We start from the raw sequence: 17,777 nt of genomic DNA, 5'->3' as shown, positions 1-17,777 counted from the left end.
TTATGCATGGCCACCTTTTGGTTTCGATTTCCAGTATCTTCGACGACACCCGAAGGCAGGCCGCTGACCTGCTGGAGCAGTTCGATAAAGCGGATATCCCGGTGTCCTTGCTCGTAGCGCCACACATCGATGGCAATTGGCACCTAGCTAAGGATGAGTCGACGCGATCGTGGTTGCGTGATCAAGCGGAGGGCGGCCGCGTGCTCATTCTCAACGGCTTCGACCAAGCAGTTCAGGGCCGCCGCGCGGAGTTCGCGAACTTGGATGCGCACGAGGCACGTCTGCGCCTGAAGGGGGCGACGCGGCAGATGGCAAAGATCGGTTTCGAACCCACTATCTTTGCGCCGCCGCGCTGGCGCATGTCGGAAGGCACGCTCACTGTCCTTCCCGAGTTTGACTTCGACTTCGCCGCCTCTACCCGAGGTATCCATGATTTGCGCTCTGGCGAGCTCCACCAAGCCCGCAACCTGTCCTTTGGTGAGGGTTTTGGTTCTGCGAAGTGGTGGCGCCGCAACATCATCCGCGCCGCGGAGCGCTCCGCCGAGCGCGGCAATACCGTGCGCCTGTCCATTTCGGGACGCAACCTTGATGACCGCAAGGTTGTTTCCGATTTCCTCAAGGCTGCCGAGCGCGCCATGGCAGCAGGTGCCCGCCCCGCCGACTATTCCGTTTTCACGCACGCCGAATAGCCCACCAACCTCTTTTTCTTTGGGGTGTGGCCGAATTAGACGCGGTGTAGGTTTGTGAACCCGTCGGGTGTGCTGGCTGCGTGTTTCACGAGCGCAATCCCCGAATTGCGGTAGCGGACGTAGGTTTCAATTGCCCCACCCGCAATCGGAGCGAGAAAAGCCTCTCTTATGAGGGGCTTGACCTGGCTGAGCAGAGACGAACTTAGCGAGTATTCCGGCGTCGCGGGTCAGTGAGTTAGTGGCAGGAAGCTCCGTCAGTAATGCTGGCGGGTGTCCGGCTGCACTGTTGGCGGCGTCTAGCGCGTACTCGGTACTACATGGGGGTGTTGGAGGCGCCACGACTCGGTGGCGTTGCGTCAACTTCTACTTGGAAAAGCTAGTTCTTGTGGCTAACTTCAAACAGATCATCGCGATGTGCATTGAAGGTGATGGGGTCTTTACAGGTTTACAGCCAACTGCCCGTGTAAACACATGCAGATAAGCGTTTGGCGCTCTTGGGGCAGAGGTTTAAAAGCGTTCATTTGTTTGAAAATGATGTTTTGCTGCTGTCATTAAATGCGCCAGCTTCTCATACGGGCGCGTACGAAAGTACGGTTCCCTCTCGAATTAGGTGTGGTTCATTGAAAAGCGTGTGCCCCCAGGAGGTTTCCCTGGGGGCACACGCGTGTTTCTCTTAGCTCTTTAGAACCAAGAAAGTTAGGGCCAATCTACTTAACAACAATCTTTACCATCACCGGCTCGTCATTCACGGTTACTTCCTGACTACCCTCGAGCGCTCGCGCGGAGGAAAGACTGGAAAGCCCTGAACAAGATGCGTTGATGGTATGCGAACCAGGTTCCAACGCGTAGAAGTACACGCCTTTGGCATTAGTCGTGTGTACCTTTTCCTGCGAAAGGCCAATAAGCTTACATTCGCCTGCCGAGTTACCACTGGAGGTTACAACGCGAATCGTTGATTCTCCTGCATTAGGCTTGGACTGCCCATCGTTGGGGAGGCCTTGGCCGACACTGATTGCAACAACTAGGGAAATAATGCCCAGAACGGTACCAATGAGTCCGAGAAGGTTACTGGGGTTATTAATGAGAGCTTGAACCTGAGCTGGAACCGGGATCTGTGGTTGCATTGTTTTGGATCTCCTTAATGTCATTGAAGGTATTTAGCATGCTTGGGCTGATACGTAGGGCACTGTTTTCAGGGCAGCCGAGATCGCTGATGCCATGCGTGTGAATGCCGATGGCAGCGTTGTCTGTGGTATAGACTGGCGAGCCGCTTTGTCCGCCCGTGGTGTCCAAGTTATAGCAGAGTCGAGTTTGGGTTCCTGGTTGAAGGATTCCGCTCATTGTCCACAGTTGTCCGTAGTCGCGAATCAGGCCCTCGCCTTTTTCTCCTGGAAATCCGGTGACAGTTGCTTTTTGCCCGGAGAAAGCGGAAGAAGTATCGCTCGGTTTAATTCCAAACCAGCTGGAAGAAATCGGCTTTGCAAACTTTACAACTCCCCAGTCGTGATCGGCGGACCCGGTAGTGGGGTATTTGGCGGATACCCACTTTTGGGACGCAAAGGTATAAGACCACTGGCTCCAATCTGATGGACGGAAAATGAGCTTTGGAGTCCATCGCTGCTTATCTTTTTCGTAAAGGCAGTGGGCAGCCGTAATGAGAGTATCTGGTGAAATCATCCAGCCAGTACAATGGTTAAAGCCGTCTCGCTGGATCTGGACGATAGCCGGGTTGGGAGATGCCTTTTGCCGATCATCGGTACCGATAATCGAGTAAGTCCCTACCGTGGTTTCGCGGTCTTGGGAGGTCGCCGTGTTTGGAAATCCGGAAAGTCCAACTGCCTCCGTGCCAGAGTTGAGGTCATCGTTATCAGTTGCAATTGGCAGGAATAGCTCCTCGCCTGTTTCTGACACGCCCACCACAGAGTCGTGAAATGCTTGGGTTTGAGCATTTGCTACGGTGGGGGACAGACAGGTTATTGTAGCCACTATTGCTGCGATAGTAGATTTCCGAAGAGAGAACTTCATGAGTATCCTTTGCAGGTGAGAGATGATGATGTGTGGGGTGAACTGGGGTAATTCCCATTCACCTTGCAGTGAATTATGAGGCATCGAAAAGGGCCGTGCAACCGTCAGGCGGTTTGATGTTGCCTCGTGTTCCCCCAAATAGGGGAGGGGTGGCCTCTTGTTTCATCGGGTCCGACTGGCCGGCTGCGCTGGGGATCCTATATAGGTTGCCAACCTCGTGGGTGGGTTAGTCGGGGTTGGTTTTCTCTGCGGGAGCTATATGGACCTGTTGTCTCCGGGCATGACTTGAAAGCTTATCCATGACGGACAAAACTTGGGACCCTTCAGACTGGTGGCTCGATACCCACACCGAAGAACCTGTAGCGCCACTGGAGTTAGCCAAGTAACAAGACTTCGAACGCCAAGGAGAAAAGCACCACGCGCTACCTGGGCGAAAGAAGAACTCAAACGGCGCGGCCACCCAAACGGCGACCAGCCACATACGACGCCCACATCGACTACGAATGGAACCCCAGCCTAGGCGTAAGAAAAGGCTGGGGCGGGGTTCCTAAATCCACACGAAATGTCCGTTACGCTCGGAGAAAAATGACCTTGAGTCCAAGGCTTACATACAAAACGCACACATTAAACTCGGGAGAGCGCTCTATTCAGACTCGGTTGGGACACAGGCAGCGGCAATGATGCCGAGGACTGCCAGCAGGCCGATACCACCAGCTGCGTACTGAGCCTCGCGTGGGATGTTGCGCGTGACGTTGTACGTCAGCGACTCAATTTGCTTCTGTACCGGCTCAAGGCCCGGGATATTGAACTGCGCGCTGATGTTCCCGAGGAAGGCCAGTGGGATGGCGAGGGCTGCTGGGATGGTGAGGCCGAGGACCGTCGGCAAGCAACGCTCACTCACAGAGGAACCACCTGCCGGGGTCGCCGGCTTGTCGCCGGACTTGACGGTTTCTGAGGTGCCGTCGGTGTAGGTGATGACGAGGTTACCGTCGGCATCCGTGGTCACGGACTTAATACCGCGGCCGTCCTTGCTGTCTTTACCGTTTGCGCCATCGCGGCCATCGGTGCCGTCGCGGCCTGGTGCGCCATCGAAGCCATCGCGGCCCGGCATGCCCTGGTCGCCCTTCGAACCGGCGAGGGTACCGAGAATCTCAGAGGTGCCGTCGGTGTAGGTGACGACCACCTCGCCCTTGTCGTTGGTAGTCACGGACTTGATACCACGGCCGCCTTTACCGTCGGCGCCGTCCTTACCGTCCTGGCCGGCATCGCCCTTGTCGCCCTTGTCGCCGTCTTTACCGTCCTTGCCATCGGAGCCGACGACCTTGCCAGCATCCTCGGTGGTGCCGTCGGTGTAGGTGATGATGAGATGTCCATTGTCGTCAATGGTGACGGACTTGATGCCGCGGGCGTCGTCAGTCGGCGCTGGGTCCTCGGCCTTGTCACAGTCCTTGAGCTCGTCAGCAGAGCGGGAAACCTGGGCAAGGTTGAAGCCCACCTTGACCGGATCGTGGTCGGAGGAGCGGTACGGGTTATCGGACTCAAAGACGTCCCCGCCGGTGTAGTTACGGCGGGAGTACTCCATGGCGATGGGCTCGTCGGAGTTGATGTTCCAGGTCTGTGCGGCCTGGGCGTCGACGTGCTCGTTGGCCAGAATGTGGTCGAGGGAGCCGAGGCGGCCGGAGAACTGGTAGGAGGCCACGTCCTGCCAGTCCTCTTGTGCGTTGAGCTCCTCAACCGGGATGGTGTAGCCGGCGTTGCGGAAGACGGAGATGGCATCTTCCTTGGAGTAAGCGTTCAAGTCACCCATGACGAAAGTGGCCTTCTCCTGCCACTGTGGCTGCTTGGACAAACCATCCAGGACTGCCTGGGCGTGGGCATTGCGCACGTTGGGGTTGTTGCCCTGGCCGTCGCCGGTGTCCTCGTCGCCCTTAGCCACCGAACCCTTGGACTTGAAATGGTTGGTGACCACCACGAAGGAATCCAGGCCCTCAGCAGTGCATTTGTCGGAGACGGGCTGGAACTCGGCGGCGAGCGGGGTGCGGGCGGTGCCCTTGAAACGCTCGTCCTCTAGCAAGGTGGCCTCACCTACTGGCTGGACGCGGTCCTTCTTGTAGATAATCGCGGTGCGGATGACATCCGTGTCCGCCGCGGAGTTCGCTGGGGCCTTGACGTAATCCCACTTCTCAGAACCCGCGCGGGAGTTGAGTTCATCTACGAGGTACTTCACGGCATCGTCATAGGTGCCACCCACGGTGTTCGCGGCGTTTTCGATCTCCGACAAGCCAATGACATCGGCATCGAGGCCCTCCAGCGCGGTGAGGATCTTGCCCTTCTGGTCATTGAACGCGGACTCGGACCACGCCCCGCGGAAGGTGGGGCTGTCGGAGCCGACGCCGTTGCCAAAGCGGTCCTTGTAGGACTTCGCGCCGTTGTCCTCACCTAGGTTGATGAAGAAGTTCAGCACGTTAAACGCCGCCACGGTGTAATCACCAGCGACCTGCGGAGCCTCCGGGCGGGCCGGGTCCCACGTAATCGGCAGGTCCGCGGTAGCGGAATCACCCGTAATCATCGTGGTGGGTTGGAAGCGCCACTGCTCGTGGCCGTATCCCAGGATGACGCCAGAGTCGGCAAACTCCACCTGGTTGGTGGTGCGGATGGTCTTCACATCCGAGCCGTTCTGCATGATGTAGGGCAGCTTCGTGGACGCACCATCACGGGAGAAGTCGCGCGTGGAACCGTCGTCCAAGATGACGTACTTTGCCGCGTTAGACGCTTCCATGTCCTTTTGTTCCTGAGTACCCGGGGGAGACGATATCGGTAGGTTGGCGCAGCGCCTCCGTACCCGGGGCCAGGCCCAACTCGCCGTAGCGGTTGAGGCCGTAGTTATCAGTCACCGTGTGTACGCCTGGCTTGAGCAGCATGGACTCGAGCTTTTCGCGGGCCTCGTCGCCTTCCGGCAGGGCGTCGAGGGACAGCGGGGTGACGGGATCGAGTGCGGTGTCGAGGACGGAGCCTTGGGCTAGGGCGATTTGGGTCTGGCCGTAGTACTCGTCGACGGAGCCAGTAACCTCGACGGATTCCCCAATCTTTGGGTAGAAGCCGGTGCCGCCGGTGTAGACGAAGACGGCCTCAGAGGCCTCGGTCGGCGCAGTTTGACCCGTGCCCGGAGTCTGGATGGTGAAACCGTTGAGGGACTTCTCACCCTGCCACATGGCGGTGACAACACCCTGGGTGGTGACGTTCTGGCCCTTGAGTGGGGACTCCGCGCCGGTGCCCTGGATTTCCGGGATGGTAACGGTAGCGCCCGGCTCGGCCGGCTGCGGGTCCTCCGGTTGCGGGTTCTCCGGCGCGGTGGCGCCGCCGCCGGAGGAGGTAGGAGTCGGGCCGGCGGTGCTGAAGTCGGCGGCGTTGTCGTCGGTGTCGGTGCCGGCGTCATCACGCTGCGCGGAGGTGGTGTTGCTCAAGGAGGAGGTAGGGGAGCCCTCGCTGAGCGACGTCTCCCCGTACCCCACCACGTCGACCTCGGCCCCGGAGGCGTCGTAAAGCTTCACCGAGCCCTTGGAGCCGGACATGCTGAGACCGCCCTCAGCATCCGGGGTGGGCAGCGGCTCGCCTGTGCCGCCGCCACCTTCCTGGATGAGGTAGTAGCCGCCAGCCGGGATGGAACCGTTAAGCGTGGTCTTTCCGCCGGAGTTGCCCTTGGACGAGAAATACTCCACGGACCATCCGGTGAGGTCGATGGCGGAACCCGTTGGGTTGTAGAGCTCGATGAAGTCGTTGGTGAAAGGGGCGTTCTTGTTGCCGCCGCCACCGTAGACCTCCGAGATGACGGCAGTGGAGCCATCCACCGCGGCGCCGGCCTGGGGGACAACGACGCAGGTAGACACTAATGCAGCGATGGCGAGAGAGCCGATGCGTGTGAGGCGCATGAGAGGTTCCTTTAATCAGCGAGAAAATGACAACGCATCTGGTTCTACCTGCCTTCGCCGCCACGGGATACCGGAGGACAACGCGCGAGCTGGGGGTTAAGCCGGGATTCCCCAAGAATTCTTCAGCCGTTTGGTTTGAATTCACCACCCCAAAGATTCCGAATCTTTCCCGCTGGCGGGATAGACTGGCGGGGCACCTATACTCACGCACAGTAAGGCAGAATTTTCATGGCTCGTGTAGTTGTCAATGTCATGCCCAAGGCCGAGATTTTGGACCCGCAAGGTCAGGCCGTCGTCCGCGCGCTGGGCCGCCTGGGGGTTGCTGGTGTCAGCGACGTGCGCCAGGGCAAGCGCTTTGAAATTGAAGTCGATGATTCGGTCAGCGCCGAGGAACTCGAGAAGGTTGCGTCCACCCTTCTGGCGAACACCGTGATCGAGGACTACGAGGTTATCCAGTAATGAAGATCGGCGTTATTACCTTCCCCGGCACGCTTGACGACGTCGACGCGGCCCGCGCCGCCCGCACCGCCGGCGCCGACGTCGTGTCCCTGTGGCATGCGGATGAAGACCTGCGAGGAGTGGACGCCGTCGTTGTCCCCGGTGGCTTTTCCTACGGTGACTACCTGCGCTCCGGCGCTATTTCGGCGCTGGCCCCGGTGATGCGCGCAGTGGTGGAAGCAGCGAATAAGGGCATGCCGGTGCTCGGCATCTGCAACGGCTTCCAGGTTTTGACGGAGGCCGGCCTGCTGCCCGGCGCCCTGACCCGTAACCAGGGCTTGCACTTCCACTGCGTGGATACCTACCTCGAGGTGGCGAACGCACAGACCTCCTGGACTAGCGAGTTTGAGCAGGGCCAGCGGATCCTCATCCCGGCGAAGCACGGCGAGGGCCGTTTCCAAGCAGATGCGGAGACCGTGGAGCGCTTGGAGGGCGAGGGCCGCGTGGTCTTCCGCTATACCGATAACTTCAACGGCTCCATCAACGGCATCGCCGGCATCACCAACGAGGCCGGCAACGTGGTGGGGCTGATGCCGCACCCGGAGCATGCCATCGATCTTCTCACCGGCCCGTCCACCGACGGTCTGGGTTTGTTTGTGTCCGCCCTCAAGGTCGTCGCTTAACCCGCGCCGACGGTTATAAGGAGAAACAATGACCGTACACAACGACACCGTCGAGCAGGCGGCCGCGCAGCCCGAGCTGGAGCAGCCCTACCGCGAGTTGGGCCTGAAGGATGACGAGTACGCGCACATCCGCGAGATCCTGGGCCGCCGCCCCACCGACGCCGAGCTGACCATGTACTCGGTGATGTGGTCGGAGCACTGTTCTTATAAGTCCTCCAAGACGCACCTTCGCTACTTCGGCGAGACCATGACCGAGGAGATGGGCTCCAAGATCCTCGCCGGCATCGGTGAGAACGCCGGCGTGGTGGACATCGGAGACGGCAACGCGGTGACCTTCCGCGTGGAGTCCCACAACCACCCGTCCTACGTGGAGCCGCACCAGGGTGCGGCCACGGGTGTCGGCGGCATCGTCCGCGACATCATGGCGATGGGTGCGCGCCCGATTGCCGTGATGGACCAGCTGCGCTTCGGCCCGGCTGATGCCCCCGACACCAAGCGCGTTTTGCCCGGTGTTGTCGGCGGTATTTCGCACTACGGCAACTGCTTGGGCCTGCCCAACATTGGCGGCGAAACCGTTTTTGATGAGTCCTATGCGGGCAACCCGCTGGTCAACGCGCTGTGCGTGGGCACGCTGAAGGTGGAGGACCTCAAGCTCGCTTTTGCCTCCGGTACCGGCAACAAGGTCATGCTCTTCGGTTCGCGCACCGGCCTCGACGGCATCGGTGGCGTGTCCGTGCTGGCTTCTGACACCTTCGAGGACGGCGCCGAGCGCAAGCTGCCGGCCGTGCAGGTGGGTGACCCGTTCGCGGAGAAGGTTCTCATCGAGTGCTGCCTGGAGCTGTACAAGTCCGGCATCGTCGTGGGCATCCAGGACTTGGGCGGTGCGGGCCTGGCCTGCGCCACCTCCGAGCTGGCCGCCGCCGGCGATGGTGGCATGGAGATCAACCTGGACAACGTCCCGCTGCGCGCAATGGATATGACCGCTGCAGAGATCCTCGCCTCCGAGTCCCAGGAGCGCATGTGTGCCGTGGTGACCCCGGAGAACGTGGAGAAGTTCAAGGAGATCTGCGCGCATTGGGATGTCACCTGCGCTGAGATCGGTGAGGTTACCACCGGCAAGCACCTCATTATCCGCCACCAGGGCGAGGTCGTCGTGGACGCCCCGGCCGGCACCATCGCGGACGAGGCCCCGGTCTACGACCGCCCCTATGCCCGCCCGGAGTGGCAGGATGCGCTGCAGGAGTTCCAGGGCGTCGAGAAGCAGGACCTCACCGTGGCGCTGAAGAAGCTCGTGGCCTCCCCGGCGCTGTGCTCGCGTGATTTCATCACCAACCAGTACGACCGCTACGTGCGCGGCAACACCGTGCAGTCCCACCACGCGAACGCTGGTGTGCTGCGCATCGACGAGGAGACCGGCCGCGGTATCGCGGTATCGGCCGATGCCTCTGGTCGCTACACCAAGCTGGACCCGAACATGGGCACCCGCCTGGCGCTGGCGGAGGCCTACCGCAACGTCGCCGTCACCGGTGCCCGCCCGGTGGCCATTACCAACTGCCTCAACTACGGCTCCCCGGAAAACCCGGACGTGATGTGGCAGTTCCGCGAGTCCGTGCATGGGCTTGCCGACGGCGCCGTGGAACTCGGCATCCCCGTCTCCGGTGGCAACGTCTCCTTCTACAACCAGACCGGCGAGGAGCCGATCTTGCCGACGCCCGTCGTGGGTGTCCTCGGCGTTATCGATGACGTCCACAAGTCCATCGGCAACGAGCTCGGCCTCGTGGAGGAGCCGGAGGTACTCGTGCTGCTGGGTGAGACCAAGGATGAATTTGGCGGCTCCATCTGGCAGCAGGTCAGCGCTCGTGAGCAAGGAAATGAGTCGGAGAATGGTTTGAATGGTCTGCCGCCGCAGGTGGACCTGGCCAACGAGCAGCGCCTCGCGGACTTCTTCGTGGGCAACGAAGGCTTGACCGCTGCACACGACATCTCCGAGGGTGGCCTTGCCGTCACCGCATTCGAGATGGCCAAGCGCAGCGGCGTGGGCTTGAGTCTGGACCTGTCCAAGGTCCATGAGGATGCCTTCGTGGCTGCCTTCTCCGAGTCCGCCTCCCGCGTGCTCGTGGCGACGACCGCGGACCGCGTCGACATGCTGCTGCAGCGCGCTGAGGAGTGCGGTGTACCGGCCGTCGTCGTCGGCCAGACCACCGACAACGGTGAACTGGAACTCGGCGGCGAGTCCATCGCCGTTTCTGAGCTGCGTGAGGCCTGGGCTGCAACCCTGCCGGACCTCTTCGGCCACGCGGTCGGGGCAAACTCCGTGGTGGAGTAGGCCCCACTCACGCTGCTTGTCCCGCAGTTTCTAGAAGAAAAGCCCAGCTTCGGCTGGGCTTTTCTTTCCCCGAAGAGCCGCTTCGTAAGACCCACGAAATTCGCAACTGTTTGTTGCTTCAAAGGCATGAAAAGAACTTAAAGTGTCTTTTCATCCCAGTCGCTTTGAATTCCGATACTGGCTTTTTCAACAAGAGGATTCGTGAGGAAGTGCTGGTTTAATGATGCCACTACTTTGTCAGGCCAGGTAGTCCCAGGGGACACGGTTCGTAGCATATGCGCCATGACAATTAAAGCGCCGAATAGCTTTTCACTTTGAATCTCTGGCAGGAGGTAAAGGCTCCCATTGCTACGGATAACTTCAGTTGGAGCCGGAGCAAAAGAACGATTCCATAGCCTTCCATGGTGCGCACACGTATTCCGAATGATAGTTAGCTGCTCGAGCCAACTTGCCAGCGGATGTTTTTTCGTAAGTTTTTGCTTCTGATTCCTATTCAAACTAGCGAAGTCGATCTTTATATCCAGCGCTTCCGAAATCGATCGCTGATCGTTGGATCCTAAGCCTGCATAGAGCTTTGAAATATCCGAAAAATCGAGCACTTCAGCCACAACCCACATGGGATACTGTCCACCGTATTCATCAATGTAGTGCTTCACGGCGTCGTTCTTCTTTGCCCTCGCGAGTCGTCCATACGCTGTACTCAGCCACGACACGTGGTCGAAGTTTGGCCGAAAGTCGTCTGAGCGGAGGTAGAAAGTAGGATCATTGGGGTGTCGAGTACATAGCAGCTCGACGAGCTTGGTTCGCATCGCTACTTCGATTCGCTCCATTCCGTCATGGATCAGGGTGCGGAGTTTCCTATCGGCTTCATATAAGGAGATGACGTGCACAAAATCGGTACCATCGACGAAGTGACTTGAACGACTAGTTCCGTCTTCATTGAATTGTCTGGCTGGATACCAATAGGCAGAAAGTCGGTAGTAGCTAACGTGTGAAAACCATTGTTCAGCTAAAGCTTTGTCGATCTTCATGCCACGGCTTTGCAACCGAATAATATGCTCGTCAATGGTCGCTGCTGGCTTGAGCGATGAAGACATGGGAAGCCAATCTAGAGAGGGGACGAGTTGTTGTGGGGATCGGTTCGGCGGAACGGCGTAAATAGAGATCCAGCCCACTCCGAGTTTCCGAAGAGAAACCGGGCGGGCTGAACTATTAACCAGCATTTTACCGCAGGACCTTGAAATGCGTCAATCCCACTTTTCAGGTAGACGTGCACGTTGAAGGTCTAGTTGTTCATCCGAGGCTCTGTGAAATTAGGGTGCATCGGGGACATCGCCCGAAGTGAGGCGGCAACCTGTTATTACTTAAGCACCGATGGTGCGGGCGATGGTCTGGTCCCAGCTCAGCTTCATCTGGTGAGAGAAGAGGCCGAAGGTGTGCGAGCCTTGGGGGCTGAAGTAACGGTTCACGCGCACCCCGGCGTTGCGGGCGTTGCGGGTGAATTCCTCCGAGCAGTGGTTGGCCACCATCTCTATCGCGCGGGGCCCGAGCCACTGGCTGGGCTTGTTCGTGCCATCGATGGGGCCCGGGGTGCCGGAGGCCGAGCCCACGAAGACCTCGACGTCGCGAAGGCGGCCGGGATTAGCGTTGGGGTCGTGGTCGAACCACTGCGGGGAGCCCGGCAGGCCCCACGCGTTGAAGGAGGAGCCGCCGCCGTAGGCCATCATCGCGGTGGAAGTGGGGAAGCCAATCGCGCCGGAGCGCACCGGGCAGCCGGAGTAGGAGGCCGCGGCCTTGTAGCGCTGTGGGGCGTGGCCGGCGATGTCGAGTGCAGCACCGCCGGTGGAGGAAACACCACCAATGGCATCGCGGCCGGTGCCGTGGAATTCGGCGTCGATCAGCGGGGGCAACTCAGTGGTCATGTAGGTGTTCCACTTGTTGACGCCCAAGATGGGATCCTCGTTATCCCAATCGGTGTAGAGAGAATAGGCGCCGCCGAGTGGCATCACCACGTTGACGTTCTTGCCCACGGCCCATTGGCGAATATCGGTGTGCGTCATCCAGTTCATGCCCGCCTGGCCGCCCTCCACGCCGGGCAGCAGGTAGAAGGAGGGGCGCGGCTTATCGCCCTCGGGGAGCAGGACGTTATTGGAAATCACCGCACGGTTGGCCGGGGACCACACGTCCACCACCCAGTGGTTGCCGCCCATGTGGCGCTGTGAGGTGATGAAAGGCTCGTCGCCCAGCCAGGGCTGCGGGTTGGTCACGCGCGAGGAAACCTCGCCGATCGTGCTGGACTGAGCGGAAGCGGAGCCGACGCCTGCCGACGCCGCCCCCAGCGCCACCATGACGGCCGCGAGCAACGTCGCGGTGCGGCGAGGAACTGAGACATAGGAAAACACAAATAGTGAAGTTTACTTTGTCGGCGCCTTCGAACTGCACATAGCGGCAGAAAACCTGGCGGTAACTTTCGCTTAGCCCTTGTCCGCTGCAGCGCCCCGCCGTATAGTTACGGGTACGTAAGTTTTGAGGGTGAATGCGTTATTCGCATGACCCTCATTTCAGACAAGGCAAGGGCCCTCACTATGAACGCACCCAGTGCTCACATATCCTCCCCGCAAGAGTTTCCAGTTGAAGACAGCTCTATGCGCGAACACAGCACGATGGAGCAGCTCATCCAGCGCACCTATTGGATGGCGGACCGTGGTCCGCGTCCACTGACGCGCGGCTGGGGCCATTTCTTTGCCGCGATTGCTTCCCTCATCGCATCGACCGTCCTCATTACCTTTGGGTGGATGACGTTGCCGTGGTGGCAGGGTCTCGCGGTGACGGTCTACGGCGTGGGAGTGGTGGGGCTCTTTACGGTCTCAGCCCTGTACCACCGCTGGCCGTGGGTATCGATGCGCGCGGTGCAATGGTGGCGGCGTGCTGACCACGCGACGATTTCTGTGTTTATCGCGGCGACGTACACGCCGCTGTGCGCCATCGTGCTGGAGCCGACGCAGGCGCTATGGATGCTAACTGCGGCGTGGGTGGGCGCCATCATGGGCGTGGTCTTGAATTTGGTGTGGATCAATCATCCGCGGTGGTTGGATGTGGTGGTCTACCTCGTCCTGGGCTGGCTCATTCTGCCGCTGCTGCCAAACCTGTGGCAGTCCGCGGGGCCGGCTGTAGTGTGGCTGCTGTTCGCAGGTGGGGTGGTGTACTCGCTGGGTGCGTTGATGTACGGCTTCAAGTGGCCGGGGCGTAATGCGCGCTGGTATGGCTACCACGAACACTTCCACACCGCGACGATCGCCGCGGCGGTGGTGCACATGGTAGCCATCTGGATGGTTGTGGCGGGCTAGCCCTATACAGGGCTAGCGTTGTGGGGCTATTTACTCGGCATCGGTGAGATCTTCGGCGAGGGGGAATTCGAGAGCGACGTCCTGGCACAGAACGCGCGCTGTCGTCGAGCCATTCCACTCGGGATCAAAGCCCACGGCGCGCAGGGCCTCGACGAGTTGCTCGCCGACCTTGATGGTTGCTTCTTCGTTTTTCTCCATCGCGGAGAAACCGAAGTACAGCTCGCCGTCGTAAATAACTCGGCTGATGTCCTGTCGGTGGCAGTAGGCATAGCCGCTGCGGCCTTCCTTCTCAGCGAGCTTGGAGCCTACCCAGACGCCGTCTGAGAGATCCCAGGCCTCGTTGAACGTGAAGGAGATATCGCGCTGAGCAAGCTCCTCGCGCAGGGCTTCGAGGCGCTTAACATCCTCCGACTTTTCTGTGACCAACCGGCCGTATTCTGCGGCAACTTCGTCGATGATGGTGTCAAAATCCTCTGGATAAGGTTCCTCGTAGCTGGCCTCCCATTCGGAGGGGTCATCGAGGACTTCAATGTAGTCGTTGTGGATGTCCTGGCGAGATTCGCCGTGGCAGAGGCGCAATGCGATGTCATTGCGAAGCGGGCTTGGCTCAAGGAGATCATCGGAGGGTGGGAAGGAACTGGAGAACATCGGATGCTGTGTGGTCATAGCTCAGAGAGTAAACAGTCCCTATCGCTACTGGCAGAAAACTAGGGAGAGCACCCCGCCGGATGGCGGAAGTGCCCTCCCTATGCGTGGAGTGACTAGACGTGGAGCGGATCCACTCCAGCCTCGGTGAGCATCGGGATGTTGTGTACCTCAGGCGGAACGCCGAAGGCATCGACGAGCACGACGGACCACGGTGCCAGCGAATCCACGAGGTCGTTGATGGCGGCGCGGGCGGCCTTGATGCGGCCTGCCGGGATCAGGTTGTGTTCCTGGTACCAGCCCGCGTGCTGGACCAAGGTGTCGAAGACGAAGAGGTGGCGCAGCTGCTCAAAGACCTGGCGTGCCAGCGAACCTTCCTCAAGGCGCTCCTCGGCCTCAATCATGGCCTGGACCAACAAGGTATCCACGCGGGCCCAGCCGGCGGCGATGAGGTGATCCTGGCACTGGTCCATGATGGCGGCAGCCTGCACCTTATCAGCCTTGCGGGCCGGCTGGATGCGGCGCACGAGGGAGAAGAGGATGGACTGGGCGCGGTCGTCGATGAGCTTGGCCTGGTAGGTGGCGTCGAAAAGCGAAGCTTCTGAAGGATTCACGCGGTCCACGAGGCTTTGCAGGCGGGTGGTGAATCCATAGCGGCGACGAACCACATCGGTGGCGGTGGAGGCCGCGTATTTCACGGTGTCCCACGGGCTCATGTCATTCATCGCGCGGCCATAGGCGGTGAGCAGGTTCTTGCCCACCATCTGGATGAGCACGGTGTTATCGCCCTCGAAGGTGGCGAAGACATCGGAGTCGGCACGGTAGGTAGTCAGGCGGTTCTCCGACATGTAGCCAGCGCCGCCGCAAGCCTCGCGGCATTCCTGGATGGTGCGGGTGGCGTGCTGGGTCTGCGCAGTTTTGATGGCCGCGGCCAGGGATTCCATCTCGCGGGAGGCGAACTTCTGCTCCTCGGTCGGCTCCGTCACTGACCAGGTGCCAGCCTCGTGCTGATCGTTTTGCTCCTGGTAGCGCTCCAGAATCTGGTTGTAGAGCAGGTGCAGCGCATAAGTGCGGGCCAACGGAATGAGCAGACGGCGGCGGTGCTGGCGGTGCTCGATGAGGCGCTTCTCAGCGCCGGTCGCGCCCTCAAACTGGCGGCGGCGGTTGGCGTAGCGGATGGCGATGTCCAGGGATGCCTCGGTGGCCGCGCCCGCCGCACCGGAGACGCCGATGCGGCCGCGGATGAGAGTGCCCAGCATGGTGAAGAAGCGGGCATTCTTGGACTCGATGGGGGAGGTGTACTTACCCTTCTCATCGACATCGGCGAAGCGGTTGAGGAGGTTCTCGCGCGGCACGCGGACATTGTCGAAGCGCAGGGTGCCATTGTCGACGCCCACCAAACCACCCTTGTGGCCATGATCGCCCAAGGTCACGCCCGGCAGCTCGTTGCCTTCTTCATCGCGGATCGGGACGATGATGGCGTGCACGCCGTGGGAGCGGCCATCGCTGTCAGGGGTGATCAGCTGGGTGAAGACGACGGCCGCACGGCCGTCCTTGGCGGCGTTGCCGATGTAGTTCTTCACCGCGGAATCGGAGGGGGTGTTGATGACGAACTCGTTGGTCTCTGGGTCGAAGGTGGCGGTGGTTTCCAGGGACTGCACGTCAGAGCCGTGGCCGCGCTCGGTCATAGCGAAGCAGCCTGGCAGCTCCAGGCTGGCGGCTTTCTTGACCCACTCGAGGTGGCGTTCAGTGCCGAGCTGATCCAGGGCGCCGCCCCACAGGCCCCACTGCACGCCGGACTTAATAGCCAGTGAACCATCAACCCAGGCTAGGCCCTCCAGGGTGAAGGTGGACAGGTTCGGCTTACCGGAACCGCCGTTGGCGCGGCGCAGGCCGTGGTTGAAACCGCCGAAATCGCGGACCTTGGAGAGGTTGTCAAAGGTGTGCTGGCGCTGCTCTGCCATCGGCAGGTCCGGCTTCGGGAAGAGCGAAGGGTCGTTGAGGAAGGTGCGCAGCTCCTGGCGGAAGGCGGCGTGGGGGCCGTCGAGAAGCGCAGCCAGTTCTGTGGCCACTGAGGGCTTCGGGGTGGTGGGCAGGCGGTGCGGGCTGCGGGCCTCGGCCTTGGGGGCGTCGGTCGTGGCCTGGTTGTTGAGTTCTGGTGAGACGGACTTCTTGTCCGCGGAAGACTTGGTCAGTGGCATGAGGAGGTCCTTTCTAGGAGGCTTTTCTTAACGCTCGACGATGGCTGCAACACCCTGTCCGCCGGCCGCACAGATGGAGACGAGGGCGCGCCCACCACCGTTTTCTTCGAGAATCTTGGCGGTAGTGGCGAGGATGCGGGTGCCGGTGGCGGCGAAGGGGTGCCCAGCGGCAAGGGAGGAGCCCTTGACGTTGAGCTTGGCACGGTCGATGGGGCCCAGCGCAGACTGCAGGCCGAGGCGCTCGCGGCAGTAGGTCTCGTCCTCCCATGCAGACAGGGTGGCGAGTACCTGGGACGCGAAGGCCTCGTGGACTTCGTAGAAATCGAAATCCTGGAGGGTCAGGTTGTTGCGCTCCAGCAGGCGCGGGACCGCGTAGGTGGGGGCCATGAGAAGGCCATCTGGGCCGTGGACAAAGTCGACGGCCGCGGTCTCGGAATCGACGAGGAAGGCGCGGGGCTCGATATTGTGCTCGGCTGCCCACTCCTCGGAGCTCAGCAGGGCGACGGAGGCGCCGTCGGTCAGCGGTGTGGAATTGCCCGCGGTCATGGTGGCCTGCGTGCCGTGCTGTTCGGCATCGCGCTTGCCGAAGACCGGCTTGAGCTTGGCTAGGGCCTCCAGGGAGGAATCCGGGCGCAGGTTGGTATCGCGGTTGACGCCGAGGAATCCGGTGGTGAGGTCATCGAAGAAGCCCTCTTCCCAGGCCTGATGGAGGTTCTGGTGGGAGGCGAGTGCCAGCTCGTCCTGGGCTTCGCGGCTCACGTTCATTTCGCGGGCGGTGATGGCGGCGTGATCTCCCATGGACAATCCGGTGCGCGGCTCGCCGTTCTGCGGCTGCTCCGGGGCTAACTGCGAGGGTCGGATGGAACCGATGAGCTGGGCGCGCTGAGCGGCGGTCTTGGCGCGGGTGAGGTTGAGCAGCGTGCGGCGCAGGGTGTCATTGACGGCCAGCGGGGCATCCGAGGTGGTGTCCGTTCCGCCCGCGATGCCGGCGGAGATTCGGCCCTGGGCAATGGCATCACCGACGTGGATTGCTGCCGCAAGAGAAGTGCAGCAGGCCTGCTGCACGTCGAGTGCTGGGGTGGTCGAGTCGAGCGCGGAACCGAGGACCGACTCGCGGGTGAGGTTGAAATCGCGGGAGTGCTTGAGCACGGCACCCGCGGCGACGAGGCCGAGGCGTTCGTCGTGTAGCCCGTAGCGCGCCACGAGGCCGTCGAGCGCACTGGTGAGCATGTCTTGGTTGGACGCGTGAGCGTACTGCTTATTGGAGCGAGCAAAGGGAATGCGGTTGCCACCGAGGATGGCTACGCGGTGCGGGGGGTTGGTCATCAAAAACTCCTTCGCGAGTGGTCTGGTGCGAATCGCCCCAGTGGGAGGGGGTAGCAATCCCACCGCGCGTTTCGCATCACAACTAAGGTGATATTGTTAGTTCTATCACTCAATTAACGGGCCTTGCAACTAGCAAAATAATGCTCGCAAGGTTGTGAAGATCCCAGA

At 60.8% G+C, this 17,777-nt stretch carries 14 protein-coding genes and 1 pseudogene; 6 read left to right on the top strand and 9 right to left on the bottom strand.

Translation table 11 applies throughout. The features are described from left to right. Positions 1 to 2: 2 nt before the first annotated feature. Positions 3 to 689, top strand: coding sequence for a DUF2334 domain-containing protein (locus HMPREF2993_RS02685; protein ID WP_049154755.1), 687 nt, complete (start codon positions 3 to 5; stop codon positions 687 to 689). Positions 690 to 1,396: 707 nt separating this feature from the next. Here the strand turns inward: HMPREF2993_RS02685 and HMPREF2993_RS13365 are convergent. Continuing rightward, a complete protein-coding gene (locus tag HMPREF2993_RS13365; protein WP_049154756.1) occupies positions 1,397 to 1,813 on the bottom strand; it encodes a hypothetical protein in 417 nt (138 codons plus the stop codon). Continuing rightward, positions 1,767 to 2,714, bottom strand: coding sequence for a trypsin-like serine peptidase (locus HMPREF2993_RS12980; protein ID WP_158010531.1), 948 nt, complete (start codon positions 2,712 to 2,714; stop codon positions 1,767 to 1,769). Before HMPREF2993_RS12980 ends, HMPREF2993_RS13365 begins: the two co-directional genes overlap by 47 nt. Before the next feature lie 326 nt (positions 2,715 to 3,040). On the opposite strand from HMPREF2993_RS12980, the pseudogene HMPREF2993_RS13360 reads away from it, so the two are divergent. Further along, positions 3,041 to 3,257 (top strand): annotated as a pseudogene (locus HMPREF2993_RS13360) (IS256 family transposase); the annotation flags it as partial. 100 nt (positions 3,258 to 3,357) lie between these two features. Here the strand turns inward: HMPREF2993_RS13360 and HMPREF2993_RS13800 are convergent. Then, entirely contained in the window at positions 3,358 to 5,493 is a 2,136-nt protein-coding gene (locus HMPREF2993_RS13800) for an ExeM/NucH family extracellular endonuclease (protein WP_246822323.1), read from the bottom strand. After that, positions 5,480 to 6,643 carry a lamin tail domain-containing protein gene (locus HMPREF2993_RS13795; protein WP_246822321.1) on the bottom strand — a complete coding sequence of 388 codons (1,164 nt, stop codon included), beginning with the start codon at positions 6,641 to 6,643 and terminating at the stop codon, positions 5,480 to 5,482. Before HMPREF2993_RS13795 ends, HMPREF2993_RS13800 begins: the two co-directional genes overlap by 14 nt. A 228-nt stretch (positions 6,644 to 6,871) precedes the next feature. Between HMPREF2993_RS13795 and purS the strand changes: the two genes are divergently transcribed. Genes purS through purL form a run of 3 tightly spaced genes read left to right on the top strand, consistent with a single transcriptional unit; the run spans position 6,872 to position 10,090 of the window. Further along, positions 6,872 to 7,102 carry a phosphoribosylformylglycinamidine synthase subunit PurS gene (purS, locus tag HMPREF2993_RS02670; protein WP_039676532.1) on the top strand — a complete coding sequence of 77 codons (231 nt, stop codon included), beginning with the start codon at positions 6,872 to 6,874 and terminating at the stop codon, positions 7,100 to 7,102. Then, the gene (gene purQ, locus HMPREF2993_RS02665; RefSeq protein WP_070700881.1) at positions 7,102 to 7,764 is read left to right on the top strand and encodes a phosphoribosylformylglycinamidine synthase subunit PurQ; all 663 of its coding nucleotides are present in this window, start codon (positions 7,102 to 7,104) and stop codon (positions 7,762 to 7,764) included. Before purS ends, purQ begins: the two co-directional genes overlap by 1 nt. 28 nt (positions 7,765 to 7,792) lie before the next feature. Beyond that, on the top strand, positions 7,793 to 10,090 hold the full coding sequence (purL, locus tag HMPREF2993_RS02660; RefSeq protein WP_070700878.1) for a phosphoribosylformylglycinamidine synthase subunit PurL: 2,298 nt from the start codon (positions 7,793 to 7,795) through the stop codon (positions 10,088 to 10,090). A 137-nt stretch (positions 10,091 to 10,227) separates the two neighbouring features. Here purL and HMPREF2993_RS02655 read toward each other — a convergent pair whose 3' ends face one another. Together HMPREF2993_RS02655 and HMPREF2993_RS02650 are read right to left on the bottom strand one after the other, a co-directional pair. Continuing rightward, positions 10,228 to 11,187 (bottom strand): Abi family protein, encoded by a 960-nt coding sequence (locus HMPREF2993_RS02655; RefSeq protein WP_070511040.1) that lies wholly within the window; start codon positions 11,185 to 11,187, stop codon positions 10,228 to 10,230. A gap of 267 nt (positions 11,188 to 11,454) precedes the next feature. Beyond that, positions 11,455 to 12,492, bottom strand: a complete 1,038-nt coding sequence (locus tag HMPREF2993_RS02650) for an alpha/beta hydrolase (RefSeq protein ID WP_046649318.1) — start codon at positions 12,490 to 12,492, stop codon at positions 11,455 to 11,457. 243 nt (positions 12,493 to 12,735) lie between these two features. Here HMPREF2993_RS02650 and HMPREF2993_RS02645 point away from each other — a divergent pair, with 243 nt between their 5' ends. After that, positions 12,736 to 13,437 carry a PAQR family membrane homeostasis protein TrhA gene (locus HMPREF2993_RS02645; RefSeq protein WP_046649317.1) on the top strand — a complete coding sequence of 234 codons (702 nt, stop codon included), beginning with the start codon at positions 12,736 to 12,738 and terminating at the stop codon, positions 13,435 to 13,437. A gap of 30 nt (positions 13,438 to 13,467) precedes the next feature. Here HMPREF2993_RS02645 and HMPREF2993_RS02640 read toward each other — a convergent pair whose 3' ends face one another. From HMPREF2993_RS02640 to HMPREF2993_RS02630, 3 genes are all read right to left on the bottom strand, one after another. Beyond that, positions 13,468 to 14,103: a DUF6891 domain-containing protein gene (locus HMPREF2993_RS02640; RefSeq protein WP_070700875.1), complete on the bottom strand. Its 636-nt coding sequence runs from the start codon at positions 14,101 to 14,103 to the stop codon at positions 13,468 to 13,470. Between the two features lie 95 nt (positions 14,104 to 14,198). Then, entirely contained in the window at positions 14,199 to 16,283 is a 2,085-nt protein-coding gene (locus HMPREF2993_RS02635) for an acyl-CoA dehydrogenase family protein (protein WP_070700871.1), read from the bottom strand. 27 nt (positions 16,284 to 16,310) lie between these two features. Beyond that, complete coding sequence (locus tag HMPREF2993_RS02630) at positions 16,311 to 17,609, bottom strand: acetyl-CoA C-acetyltransferase (RefSeq protein WP_049157180.1); 1,299 nt, start codon at positions 17,607 to 17,609, stop codon at positions 16,311 to 16,313. Positions 17,610 to 17,777 lie beyond the last annotated feature (168 nt).

It is taken from the genome of Corynebacterium sp. HMSC068G04 (assembly GCF_001814885.1).
Lineage (GTDB): Bacteria > Actinomycetota > Actinomycetes > Mycobacteriales > Mycobacteriaceae > Corynebacterium > Corynebacterium hiratae.
The sequence above is the reverse complement of the archived record's forward strand: the minus strand, read 5'-3'. Positions and strand labels throughout refer to the sequence as shown.

What these genes read in the sequence shown, in the direction of transcription:
- HMPREF2993_RS02685 (WP_049154755.1), top strand. Translation starts at nt 3, where the DNA reads ATGCATGGCCACCTTTTGGTTTCGATTTCCAGTATCTTCGACGACACC.
- HMPREF2993_RS13365 (WP_049154756.1), bottom strand. Translation starts at nt 1,813, where the DNA reads ATGCAACCACAGATCCCGGTTCCAGCTCAGGTTCAAGCTCTCATTAAT.
- HMPREF2993_RS12980 (WP_158010531.1), bottom strand. Translation starts at nt 2,714, where the DNA reads ATGAAGTTCTCTCTTCGGAAATCTACTATCGCAGCAATAGTGGCTACA.
- HMPREF2993_RS13800 (WP_246822323.1), bottom strand. Translation starts at nt 5,493, where the DNA reads ATGGAAGCGTCTAACGCGGCAAAGTACGTCATCTTGGACGACGGTTCC.
- HMPREF2993_RS13795 (WP_246822321.1), bottom strand. Translation starts at nt 6,643, where the DNA reads ATGCGCCTCACACGCATCGGCTCTCTCGCCATCGCTGCATTAGTGTCT.
- purS (WP_039676532.1), top strand. Translation starts at nt 6,872, where the DNA reads ATGGCTCGTGTAGTTGTCAATGTCATGCCCAAGGCCGAGATTTTGGAC.
- purQ (WP_070700881.1), top strand. Translation starts at nt 7,102, where the DNA reads ATGAAGATCGGCGTTATTACCTTCCCCGGCACGCTTGACGACGTCGAC.
- purL (WP_070700878.1), top strand. Translation starts at nt 7,793, where the DNA reads ATGACCGTACACAACGACACCGTCGAGCAGGCGGCCGCGCAGCCCGAG.
- HMPREF2993_RS02655 (WP_070511040.1), bottom strand. Translation starts at nt 11,187, where the DNA reads ATGTCTTCATCGCTCAAGCCAGCAGCGACCATTGACGAGCATATTATT.
- HMPREF2993_RS02645 (WP_046649317.1), top strand. Translation starts at nt 12,736, where the DNA reads ATGCGCGAACACAGCACGATGGAGCAGCTCATCCAGCGCACCTATTGG.
- HMPREF2993_RS02640 (WP_070700875.1), bottom strand. Translation starts at nt 14,103, where the DNA reads ATGACCACACAGCATCCGATGTTCTCCAGTTCCTTCCCACCCTCCGAT.
- HMPREF2993_RS02635 (WP_070700871.1), bottom strand. Translation starts at nt 16,283, where the DNA reads ATGCCACTGACCAAGTCTTCCGCGGACAAGAAGTCCGTCTCACCAGAA.
- HMPREF2993_RS02630 (WP_049157180.1), bottom strand. Translation starts at nt 17,609, where the DNA reads ATGACCAACCCCCCGCACCGCGTAGCCATCCTCGGTGGCAACCGCATT.